Annotated in this window: 9 protein-coding genes and 1 pseudogene; 4 read left to right on the top strand and 6 right to left on the bottom strand. The window is 73.0% G+C overall.

All coding sequences use genetic code 11. The features are described 5' to 3' along the window. Positions 1–79: 79 nt before the first annotated feature. Genes ACWDX9_RS52435 through ACWDX9_RS52415 form a run of 5 tightly spaced genes read right to left on the bottom strand, consistent with a single transcriptional unit; the run spans position 80 to position 3683 of the window. Entirely contained in the window at positions 80–409 is a 330-nt protein-coding gene (locus tag ACWDX9_RS52435; protein ID WP_449969400.1) for an alcohol dehydrogenase catalytic domain-containing protein, read from the bottom strand. Beyond that, positions 409–768, bottom strand: a complete 360-nt coding sequence (locus tag ACWDX9_RS52430) for a hypothetical protein (RefSeq protein ID WP_449969397.1) — start codon at positions 766–768, stop codon at positions 409–411. The genes ACWDX9_RS52435 and ACWDX9_RS52430 overlap by 1 nt, the downstream gene beginning before the upstream one ends. Then, positions 765–1628 carry a DODA-type extradiol aromatic ring-opening family dioxygenase gene (locus ACWDX9_RS52425; protein ID WP_357753585.1) on the bottom strand — a complete coding sequence of 288 codons (864 nt, stop codon included), beginning with the start codon at positions 1626–1628 and terminating at the stop codon, positions 765–767. Before ACWDX9_RS52425 ends, ACWDX9_RS52430 begins: the two co-directional genes overlap by 4 nt. Further along, positions 1621–2508 (bottom strand): citryl-CoA lyase, encoded by an 888-nt coding sequence (locus ACWDX9_RS52420; RefSeq protein WP_449969394.1) that lies wholly within the window; start codon positions 2506–2508, stop codon positions 1621–1623. Before ACWDX9_RS52420 ends, ACWDX9_RS52425 begins: the two co-directional genes overlap by 8 nt. Beyond that, positions 2505–3683 carry a CaiB/BaiF CoA transferase family protein gene (locus tag ACWDX9_RS52415; protein ID WP_449969392.1) on the bottom strand — a complete coding sequence of 393 codons (1179 nt, stop codon included), beginning with the start codon at positions 3681–3683 and terminating at the stop codon, positions 2505–2507. Before ACWDX9_RS52415 ends, ACWDX9_RS52420 begins: the two co-directional genes overlap by 4 nt. A 161-nt stretch (positions 3684–3844) precedes the next feature. Between ACWDX9_RS52415 and ACWDX9_RS52410 the strand changes: the two genes are divergently transcribed. From ACWDX9_RS52410 to ACWDX9_RS52395, 4 genes are all read left to right on the top strand, one after another. Next, complete coding sequence (locus tag ACWDX9_RS52410) at positions 3845–5287, top strand: amidohydrolase family protein (RefSeq protein ID WP_449969390.1); 1443 nt, start codon at positions 3845–3847, stop codon at positions 5285–5287. Positions 5288–5369: 82 nt separating this feature from the next. Next, positions 5370–6170 carry an IclR family transcriptional regulator domain-containing protein gene (locus ACWDX9_RS52405; RefSeq protein ID WP_357753592.1) on the top strand — a complete coding sequence of 267 codons (801 nt, stop codon included), beginning with the start codon at positions 5370–5372 and terminating at the stop codon, positions 6168–6170. A gap of 108 nt (positions 6171–6278) precedes the next feature. Then, on the top strand, positions 6279–8276 hold the full coding sequence (locus tag ACWDX9_RS52400; RefSeq protein ID WP_449969387.1) for a M14 family metallopeptidase: 1998 nt from the start codon (positions 6279–6281) through the stop codon (positions 8274–8276). Positions 8277–8359: 83 nt separating this feature from the next. Then, positions 8360–10963 (top strand): M14 family zinc carboxypeptidase, encoded by a 2604-nt coding sequence (locus ACWDX9_RS52395; protein WP_449969385.1) that lies wholly within the window; start codon positions 8360–8362, stop codon positions 10961–10963. On the opposite strand, the pseudogene ACWDX9_RS52390 reads toward ACWDX9_RS52395, so the two are convergent. Then, positions 10953–11367, bottom strand: a pseudogene (locus tag ACWDX9_RS52390) (hypothetical protein); the annotation flags it as partial. The gene ACWDX9_RS52395 and the pseudogene ACWDX9_RS52390 overlap by 11 nt on opposite strands.

Raw genomic sequence — 11367 nt, 5'->3', positions numbered from 1 at the left:
TGAAGGGCCGGCTGTCGATCCTCGTGCTGTTCCTGGTGGCCAACACGCTGCCGCAGGAGGCGCTGGCCTACCCGCTGTACTACCTGGCCACCAGGTCCTCCGAACGCACCACCGCCAGCCCGGCCATGCTCCCGTCGCCGGGCGCCATCCCGGCCGACGTCGGGAACCACACGGCCGTCTCCCCGACGGTCCCGACGCCCTGGACGCCGGGCACGTAGGGGACGGCGGGCGTCCCGAAGTAGGAGGCGCCGCCCGCGCACAGCAGGTCCAGCGGCGTGACCGGGGCGGCGCGTACGCGGACCAGGCTCTCCCCCGGCCCGGCCACCGGCGCGGGGACGTCGCCGACCACAGGAGGCCGGCCGCACGTCTCCACCCGGGCCGCGCGCATCCGGCCGTGCTCGCCGGTCATCAGGTCGCGATGTCCGGGTACGGAAGCCGGAAACCCACCAGCCGCCGCGCGTACTCCGTCTGGAAGCCCAGCGGCGGGTGGTCGCGCTCGAACATCGCGATGAACAGGGTCAGCGTGAGGAACGGGTGCGCCCCCAGCTCGAACAGCTTCGGGTAGTCGTGCGCGGCCAGCGCCTCGCGCTCGGCGTCGTCGAGGCGCAACCAGGTGGACGACTCGCCGGTGTGGCAGCCGAGGATGCGGTTGGCGTACTCGGACTCCCACCACTCGACGGTGGCGCGCGGCTCCTCGCGGTAACGCTCGACCAGCTCGGGGTCGCGGTCGACGGTGAAGAGGAACTTGTTCAGCAGATACTTGCTCATGAAGACCCTCCGCTCGGATACCAGGTGAAGTACGCCTCCATGGTGTGGAACAGGTCGTACGTGTCCACGTAGTCGGCCTTGCGGCCCTCCCCCGCCACCCCCATCATCAGCATGAAGTCCATGAACCCGTGCGTGGCGTTCCCCGGCAGGTGGAGGCTGTCCAGGGTGACCTCCGACAGGCAGCCCTCGATGTCCCCGGTGGAGATCCACTCGACGGCCTTGCGGTCGAACTCCGGGTCGGGCCCGTGCGGCCCGAACTGGCGCGGCCCGCCGAGCTCCAGCGACAGGTGCCCGGTGCCGATGACCGCCACCCGCCGGTCCGCCGGCCAGGACTCCACGAGCTGCCTGATCGTCCTCCCGAGCTGCACGAACCGCTGGGGACGCGGCAGCGGCGGGGCGAAGATGTTGGTGTAGACGGGCACGATCGGCAGGTCGGCCTCGGGGCGCAGGGTGATGATCGGGCACGTGATCGAGTGGTCGATGCGCAGCTCGTTGCTGAAGGCGAGGTCGAAGCCGGCGTCCAGGCCCTCGCGCAGGATGTACGCCGACAGGTCCTCCTGGCCCTTCAGCACCATCCGCGGCAACCCGAACTCGCGTTCCTCGTTGTAGAAGTTCGCGTCGTAGAAGGGCGCCTTGCCGACCAGGAACTGCGGCATGTTGTCCAGCCACAGCTGGTGGAAGTGGTCGGAGCCGACCATCACCAGCACGTCGGGCCGCGCCCTCGTGAGGGTCTCCCTGAACGCCTCCACCTTGCGCACCCACTCGTCGGCGAACGGCGGGCGGTCCTCGCCGGTGGAGGTGCTGGCGCGGTAGTAGAAGGGGTGGTGGGTGGATGCGATGACCGCGACGAGTTCAGCCATGCGTACCTCCGTTGGCGGCATACGGCTCGGGCGGGACGGGACGGTTGTTGAGGTCCACCGAGAGGAAGATGTCGTTGGCCACGGGACGGCGCAGCTCCTCGGCGAGCTGCCCGATCAGCCCGGCCGTCCTGGCCAGCAGCGCGAAGCCGCGCAGCAGCTCCAGCGGCAGCCCCAGGTCGGCCAGCGCCGCGCCGCACGCGCCCGCGCCGTTGAGCGGCAGCGTCCGGCCCAGGACCTGGGGGTGGACGCGGCCGACGGCGGCGAAGAGCGACAGGTGCGGCCCGAACAGGCCCTCCTCGGCCGCGATCTCGAACAGCCGGGCCGTGCGCGGGTCGCCGTCCTTGTGCACGTGGTGACCGAGGCCGGGGACGCGCCCGCCCGCCGCGCGCCGGGCCCGTACGGTCTCCAGCGCCAGGGCTTCCCAGCCGGCGTCGTCGGCCGGGAGGGGGTCCTGGTCCCGCAGCATGTCGTTGAGGAAGCGGCCGCAGTCCTCGGTGACGCCGAGGAAGCGGGAGCCGCCGCCGAGCAGCCCGGCGGCCAGCGCTCCCTGGACGGAGTCGGGCGCCGACAGGTACGTCAGCCGCGTCACGATCGCGGTGGGTGTGAACCCGTGGTCGGCCAGCGCGGCCAGCACGGCCTCGAACACGCGCACCTCGCCGCGGGCCGGGCGGCGCTGCGTGGCCAGCCAGAACGCCAGCTCCCCGAAGCCCACCTCGCCCATGACGTCGGCGGCCAGGTCATGGCCGAGCAGGGTGATCGTCTTCAGCGAGGACGCCCCGAGCGCGGTCGGATACTCCTTCGGCTCCTCGCCACGACCGCCGGCCCCGCCGACCGCCTTCTTCGCGTTCCCGCCGATGCCGACCCCGTCGCCGCCGCTCATGACCGCGCCTCTTCGGAGGATCCCGAGGTCGGCTCGGCGCGGGTGAGCCACTTGCGCAGCTCCGTGCCGTGCTCGTCGAGCTCCGGCGGCGGCAGCCGGTAGCCCGCGGGCGTCTCGGAGAACCGGATCGGATGCCGCGTCGTCGGCACGGCCCGCTCCCCCTCCCCCACCACGACCACCGGTTCGAGCCCGAACCGCTCGGCCACCGCGAACCCGCCGTCGATCGTGTTGATCGGCCCGCTCGGCACCCCCGCCTCCACCAGCAGGTCGAACCACTCCTCCGCCCGCCGGGTCACGAGCCGCTCCACGAGGATCGGCCTCAGCTCCTCCCGCCGCGCGGTCCGGTCGGCGTTGCGGGCGAAGCGCGGGTCGTCGGCCACCTCGGGGATGCCCAGCACCTCGCACAGCTTGCGGAACTGCCCGTCGTTGGCGGCCGCGACGATCAGCTCGTGGTCCGCCGTCGGCAGCGGCTCGTACGGGAACACGCTCGGATGCGCGTTGCCCATCCGGTACGGCACCACGTCCCCGGCCACGTACGCCGAGCTCTGGTTGACCAGCCCCGTCAGCGCCGACGACAGCAGGTTGACCTCGACGTGCTGCCCCTGCCCGGTGGCCTCCCGGTGCCGCAGCGCGGCGAGAATGCCGATGACGGCGTGGTTGCCCGCCATCACGTCGAACACCGAGATCCCGGCCCGGTACGGCGGCCCGCCGGGATCGCCGGTCAGGCTCATCAGCCCCGACATGGCCTGCACCATCAGGTCGTACCCCGGCACCCGCGCGCCCGCCCCGGTGCCGAACCCGCTGATGGAGGCGTACACGACGCCGGGGTTCAGGGCCCGCACGGCCGGGAAGTCCAGCCCGTACTTGGCGAGCCCGCCCGGCCGGAAGTTCTCCACCAGCACGTCCGCGCGCCGGGCCAGCTCCCTGGCCGCCTCCGCGTCGGCCGGGTCGCGCAGGTCGAGGGCGATCGACCGCTTCCCCCGGTTGACCCCGAGGTAGTACGTGGACACCTCGCCCCGCGCGGGCGGCGTCCACGACCGGGTGTCGTCCCCGCCGGGCGACTCGACCTTGACGACGTCGGCCCCCAGGTCGGCCAGGAGCATCGTGGCGTACGGCCCCGCCAGGACCCTGGAGAAGTCGGCCACCAGCAGGCCGGACAGCGGCCCCTCAGCCACGATGGAACTCCCCTTCCCGCGTCCGTTCAACGGACATCTGTCCGTTGAACCCGATCTCATCACCGAGGCGAGCCCGCGTCAACCGCCTTGACACGCAGGCGAGCGCTCATCACAGTGACTTTGACCGTATAGCGGACAATCGTTCGCAAGGAGCGTGTGCCATGAACGAGTTCGAGGCCGGACGGCCCGTGGTGCTGCGCGGCGGCACCGTGCTGCCCATGTCACCCAGTGGGAGCAGGCGGGTTCTGCCCCGCACGGACGTCCTCGTGACCGGGGACAGGATCGCCGCCGTCGGCCCCGAGCTGGAGGCGCCCGAGGACGCGGTCGTGATCGACGCGTCCGGCGGCCTGGTCATGCCGGGCATGATCGACACCCACCGGCACATGTGGCAGACGGCGCTGCGCGGCTACGGCGCCGACTGGACGCTCACCCAGTACTTCGTCTGGTTCTACCTGGAGCACGGCAAGCTGTTCCGGCCCGAGGACATCCACGCCGGCAACACCCTGGCCGCGATCGAGGCGCTGGACGCCGGCGTCACCACCGTCGTGGACTGGTCGCACGGCCTGCGGACCGTCGACCACGCCGACGCCGCCGCCGACGCGCTGGAGTCGGTGCCCGGCCGGTACGTGCTCGCCTACGGCAACATCCAGCAGCCGCCCGCCGAGTGGACGGCCGCGCCCGAGTTCCGCGACTTCGTGCGCCGGCGCGTCTCCGGCGGCGACATGCTCGGCTTCCAGATCGCCTTCGACGTGCTCGGCGACCCCTCCTTCCCGGAGAGGCCCGCGTTCGAGGTCGCCCGCGAGCTCGGCGCCGCCGTCACCACGCACGCCGGCGTGTGGGGCGCCACCAGCGACGACGGCATCCGCCTGATGCACGAGCACGGCTTCATGACGCCGGAGACGATCTACGTGCACGCCGCCTCGCTGTCGGCCGACTCCTATCACCGCATCGCGGCCACCGGCGGCTCGATCTCGGTCTCCACGGAGAGCGAGCAGAGCGCCGGCCAGGGCTACCCGCCCACCTGGGCGGTCCGCGCCCACGGCATCCCTGTGTCGCTGTCCATGGACACCAGCGTGTGGTGGAGCGGCGACCTGTTCTCGGCCATGCGCACCACGCTCGGCGCCGACCGCTCGCGCGAGCACCTGGAGGCGCACGCCAAGGGCGAGACGGTCACGCACTGCGGCCTGCGCGCCGACCAGGTCGTGGAGTGGGCGACCCGGGGCGGCGCCCGGGCGCTGGGCCGCGACGACCTGGGCGTCATCGAGCCCGGCAAGAAGGCCGACCTCGTGCTCGTCAAGAACGAGCACTCGCCGGTGTCGTTCCCGATCCTCAACCCGTTCGGGCACGTCGCGTTCCAGGCCCAGCGCGGCGACGTGCACACCGTGATCGTCAACGGGTGCGTGGTCAAGCACGAGCACCGCCTGCTCGGCGTCGACCTCGCCGGGGCCCGCGCGCAGGTCGAGCGCACGGTCGAGCACCTGCGCTCGACGATGGGCGACGAGGCCTGGGAGAAGGGCATGAACCCGGACATCCCCTCGGCGAAGGTCCTCGACAACCCGTACACGTACACCGACTATCGCAGCGACGCCACCCACCGCCTCTGATCGGCCCCAGTATCGGCCGCTGTGCGGACGGGCGACCGTCTAGAGTCGGATCGAACGGATTCCGAGCGAGGCGAGGGCGTAGATGGCACGTGGTGACACCGGACCTGACTTCATCGAGGCGCTGGCCCGCGGCCTCGATGTCATCAGGGCATTCCAGCCGGGGCGCCCGGTCATGTCCCTGACGGAGGTGGCGACGGCCGCCGGCCTGGCCCGGCCGACGGCCCGCCGCATCCTGCTCACCCTCCAGGAGCTGGGGTACGCCAGGGCGGAGCAGGGCGGGTTCGCGCTCACGCCGCGGGTGCTGGAGCTGGGCGTCACCTACGTCCGCTCGATGGGGCTGTGGGAGGTGGCCAGGCCGCACCTGGAGCGGCTCGTCACCCAGACCAACGAGTCGTCCTCGATCGCGCAGCTCGACGGCTCCGACATCGTCTACGTCGCCCGGGTCGCGGTGCCGAAGATCGTGTCGCTCCAGGTGCAGATCGGCACCCGCTTCCCCGCGCTCCAGACGTCGCTGGGCAAGGTGCTGCTGGCCGCGCTGCCGCCGGCCGAGGTGGAGCGGGTGCTGGCCGAGCCGGGCCGCTCGGGCATCGAGCCGCGCTGGCGCCCGGACGCCAAGGAGCGCGAGGCGGCGCTGCGCGCGGTCCGCGCCAAGGGATGGGCCGCCACGGACGAGCAGCTCGCGCTGGGGATCCGGTCGGTGGCGGCGCCGCTCAGGGACGGGCTCGGCAACGTCATCGCGGCCGTCAACGTCAACGCCCACGCCGCCGAGACGTCCATGGAGAAGCTGACCGAGGAATACCTGCCGCTGCTGCTGACGACGGCCGGCGCGATCAGCGCCGACTGGGCGCTCTACCAGGCGGTCCCGCACGTGACGGCCTCCTGAAACCCGGCCTGGGTCTTGCCGGTTTGGGCAACTCCGCCTTGAATGTGCCCCATACGGGTGATCCAGGAGGGGCCGATGCGTGGTTTACGGGCGTCCGCAGTCGTTCTGTTGATCGTTCTCACGACGTTCGTGGCCGCGGAGCCATCCGTCCCGGCGGTCGCCGGGCCGGGTGACCCGGAGCCGGCCTCGCTGGTCACGCTCTCCGTGCCCGACCGCGCCGCGATGGAGCGGCTGGTGGCCTCGGGAGCCGACCTCACCGAGCGGGTCCGCCCGCAGGCGGACGGCAGCGTCCAGGTGGACGCGGTGGCCACGCCCAGCCAGCTCGCCGCATACGCCGCGCTCGGCGCGACCCTGGCGCCGGGCACGCCGCCCCAGGCGAAGGCCAAGGCCACCACCGCCCAGGACCAGCTCGTCATCGAACGGGCCGTCTGGATGAAGTCCCGCGACGGCTACTTCCTGTCGGTGGAGGCGTCCAGCAGCGCGGGCGAGGCGGCCACGCTCACCGTGGCGTGGAAGGGCAAGGGCGGCTCGACCGGGCAGGCGCCGATGGTCCCGTACGTGGACGCGGGCGCGTACCTGGGCCACCAGTTCAGCACCCCGGTGCCCGCCGACGGCCGGCCACAGTGGGTCACCGTGACCTCCGCGGGCGGCGGCACGGCCGAGGCCAGGGTCAAGGAGTGGCCCGACGGCGAGCAGCCGGACCGCGCCGGCCCCGGCTACCGGAAGGACTTCGTCACCCAGTACATGCCGCCCGCGCAGCTCAACGAGCGGATCAAGGCGCTGCACCAGCGCTACCCCAAGCTCACCGAGCTGATCACGCTGCCGTACCCGACCAACGGCTACCGGCGGCACGCCCAGGCCCTGATCGGCACGCCGCCGGCCGCCGCCGTCGTGATCACCTCGGACGCGTACGGCTCCGAGGGCGGCAACGACCTGGCCGCCGAGCTGGTGAACCCCGGCGCGCCCGGCCGCCCGCTGCAGGTCACCGTGAACGGCAAGCTCATCACGGTCAGCCTGGCCACCGACGCCTCGGGCGCCCCCACCAGCACCGCCGCCCAGGTCACCGCCGCGATCAACGCCACCGCTGGCACCGGTGTCAAGGCCACGACCTACCGCGCCAACGCGGGCGACGGCGTCATGGCGCCCGCGCCGCTCACCCAGCTCAGCGACTTCCTCAACGCGCCCGCGAGCGTCTCCCGCGCGCCCGCCCGGGTGCTGGCCCTGCGGATCGGCGCGCACCGCGACGGCAGCCGCACCGGCGTGCTGGCCTACGCCCAGGAGCACGCCCGCGAATGGGTGGCGCCGCTCGTCGTGGTCGAGGCGGCCGAGCGGCTGCTGCGCAACCACACCCGCGACAAGGCCACCCGCAGGCTGCTGGAGCGCACCGACGTCTTCATCGTGCCGACCGTCAACCCGGACGGCGCCAACTACAGCTTCTACGACTTCAACGGCCAGCGGAAGAACATGACGAACCACTGCCCGGCGCAGCAGTCCGACCCGGCGCTGCGCAACACCTGGGGCGTGGACGTCAACCGCAACTACGCCGTCGGCTCGCTGTCCGACGGGTACTTCGGCGCCTCGGCCAACTGCCAGAGCGGCACGTACGCGGGCCCCGCCGAGCACTCCGAGCCCGAGAGCCGCAACGTCATGTGGCTGGCCGAGAAGCACCGCAACATCAGGTTCGCCATGAACGTCCACAGCTACGGCGGCTACTTCATGTGGCCGCCCGGCGCGTACCGGCTCGACGGCCGCGTCACCCTGCCCAGGCCCACGGCGCAGCAGGAGGCGTACTTCCTGCGCTCGGCCCGCACGATCGAGCAGGCCATCGCCGCCGAGCGCGGCACCGTCATCTGGCCCCAGCAGACCGGGCCCGTGACGGACGTGCTCTACTCCGCGGCCGGCAACTCCGCCGACGAGCTCTGGTACGACCACGGCGTCTACGGCTGGGACTTCGAGGTGGGCGCCGACCTGTGGGACCCCGGCACGCGGACGTGGCAGGCCGTGGGCTTCCAGCCGCCGTTCGCGGAGGGGCACGCGGAGGCGCTGGAGTTCGCGTCCGGGCTGATCTCCCTGGTGGGGGTCGCCGCCGACTACCGGGAACCCTGATCCGCACCCTCTGGAGGACTCCCTTGCGCCTGCCCCCTGCCCTGCTCCCGGCTCTGCTCCCGGCTCTACTCACTGCGCTCCTCGTGATCCCGCTCGTTCCGCACGCGGTGTCGGCCGACCCGGTCGCGCCGCCTACCCCGGCCGTGCGCGACTTCGGCAACGGCCCGGAGCGGAACGAGGTCGCCGCCGACGTGCCCGAGCGGGCCGAGGCGCGCGCGGCCGCCCAGTCCGAGCAGGCCGAGCAGCCCGGCACCCTGTCGCACGACCGGGGCTACCCCCGCCGGACCCGGCTGCCGGTGCCCCCCGAGAACCCGGCCGACGCCTCCATCAAGCTGGGCCTGGTGCCCCACCACGGCATCGCGCCCCGGCTGAACGACCTGCAGCAGCGCGGCGACCGGGTCAGCGCGCAGGTCATCGGCCGCTCGTACGGGGGCCGCGACCTCTACCTGGTGACCGTCACCGCCCCGGAGAGCGCCGCCGAGACGCGCGAGCAGGAGCGCATCCGCGACCGCATCGAGAACGACCCGGCCGCCGCCGCCCGCGACCGGAAGCTGGTCAAGAGGTACAAGGCGCCGGTCTTCGTCAACGCCAACATCCACGGCAACGAGTGGGAAGGCACCGACGCCGCCCTGCGCGTCATCGAGGAGCTCGCCACCAGCAAGGACCCGAAGGTCGCCGACCTGCTGGCGCGCACCCGCCTGTACTTCAACATCACCGCCAACCCCGACGGCCGCGTCACCGGCGTGCGCCAGAACGGCGCCGGCTTCGACCTGAACCGCGACTTCGTCACCGCCTCCCAGCCCGAGGTGCGGGCGATGCGCCAGATCATGATCGACGCCCAGCCGGTCACCATGATCGACCTGCACGGCTACGTCAACGGCACGCTCATCGAGCCGACCACGCCGCCGCACGGCGCCAACTACGAGTACGACCTGTTCATCCAGAACACCTACGCCAACGGCCTCGGCATGGAGGCCGCCGTGAACGGGCTGGGCTACACCGTCGACAAGGACGGCGTGTACCCGGCGCAGATCCCGTTCCGCGACTCCGCGGAGGGCTGGGACGACTGGCCGCCGATCTTCACCCCGCAGTACGCGCCCTTCCACGGCGCGGTGGCCGCGCACACCGTCGAGATCCCGCTGCGGGTCAACGGCTCCGACTACACCCAGCTGCCGGTCGAGGAGCTGCGCCGCCGCTCCGCGATCAACACCGACGTGGCCGCCGCCGCCATCCGGTCCACCTACGCCTTCGTGCGCGACCGGCACGACCGGCTGATCGCCGACCAGATCGAGGTGTTCCGGCGCGGCTCGGCCGGGGAGCCGTCGAAGACGGTGCCGCTCGGCATCGTGCCCGGTTTCGGGCCGGAGGACGTCTACACCACCACCTTCCCCCGGGCGTACGTCATCACCGGCCGGCGCTCGGAGGCGGCCGCCGCGCGCCTGGTGGACCACCTGATCGCGAACGACGTGCGGGTCGAGCGGGCCAGGCACGCGTTCCGGGCGGACGGCAGGACGTATCCGGCCGGTTCGTACGTGGTGGACATGCGCCAGCCGAAGCGCGGCCTGGCCAACGTCATGCTGGAGGCGGGCGCGGACATCTCGCCCAGGGTGGACGCCATGTACGACATCTCCGGCTGGAGCCACGGCCTGCTCTGGGGCGCCGGCGTGGACGGCGTCACGTCCCTGCGCGTGCAGGCCGACCCGGTGAAGGCCGCGGCGCCGACCGGGTCCGTGCCGCGCACTCCCGGGGCGCTCGCGCTCAAGGTGGCCGACGCCAAGGACGTCCTCGCGCTGAACGACCTCCTGGCCCAGGGCACGGCGGTCACCTGGGCGGACGGCGCGGCCATCGTGCCCGCCTCGGCGCGACAGGCCGCCCGCGCGGTCTCCGAGCGCTACGGCGTCGCCTTCACTCCGGCGGGCACCCCGGCGGGCACCCCGGCGGGCACCCCGGCGGGCACCCCGGCGGGCACGGCGTCCGGCGCGCCGCTCTCGCAGGTCAGGATCGCCGCCGCCGCCTCGGCCGACGAGCTGTTCACGCTGCGCGAGCTGGGCTTCGCCGTCACCCCCGTCTCCACGGCGGCCCTCAACGCGGGCTACGACTGGAGCGGGACCGACGTGCTGTTCGTCTCCAGCGGGCTGAGCTACACCGCGCTCAACCCGGCGGCCAGGGCGGCGCTCGACGCGTTCCTGACCACCGGCGGCGTGATCACCCGTGGCGGCACCGGAGCGGCCTTCAACGCCGCCGCCGGGCTGCTCACCGCGACCGCCGTCGCGGGCCGCGGCGACGCCAACGGCGTCGTCCGCGTGCTCTCCACGGGCGGCCCAGTAAGCGGCCCAGTAAGCGGCCCAGTGGGTGGACAGGTGGGTGGGGGATCGCCGGACCACTCGTTCGTGTACTCGCCGCGCTGGTTCACCGGCCTCGGGCCGGAGGTCACGGTCGAGCAGTCGTACGCGGCCGAGGGCCCGCTGGTCTCCGGCCACTGGCGGCCCGACGCCGACGGCACCGGCGGCCAGGACGCCGCCAGGGGCCAGGCGGCCGTGGTGAGCGGCAGGGACGAGCGGGGCGCGGCCGTGGTGCTGTTCGGCACGGAGCCGATGTTCCGCAACCACCCCAAGGGGCTGTTCCCGCAGGTGGCCAAGGCCCTGTACTGGGCCTCCTCGGTCACCGGCGCGGCCGTCAAGGGGTAGTGACCCGGTCCAGGAGCTCCAGGAGGTGGTGGTACGGCTTGCCGGTGGCGCGGGTCAGGCCGAGCTCGCACGTGCGGTTGACCGAGGCGTGGGCGGCGAAGTCCTCCCGCGCCACGGCGGCGGCCTCCGCCCGGGTGGCGGAGGCGGTCAGCTCGGGGTGGAGCAGGCCGCGGTCACCGGCGAAGGCGCAGCACTGCCAGCCGTCCGGCACGACGACCCGTTCGGCGACGGTCTCGGCGACGCGGGTGATGGCGGCGTCGAGGCCGAGCCGGGTCGAGGAGCAGGTCGGGTGCAGGGCCAGCGAGGGCACGTCGAGCACGGGCATCTTCACGTCCAGGATCACGAGGTCCGGCCTCAGATCGGCGGCCAGCCGGATCGCCTGCTCACCGTCCCCGGCCTCGCCC

Source organism: Nonomuraea sp. NPDC003201 (assembly GCF_053590415.1).
Note: the sequence above shows the minus strand (reverse complement) of the source record. Positions and strands in the feature narration are given on the sequence as shown.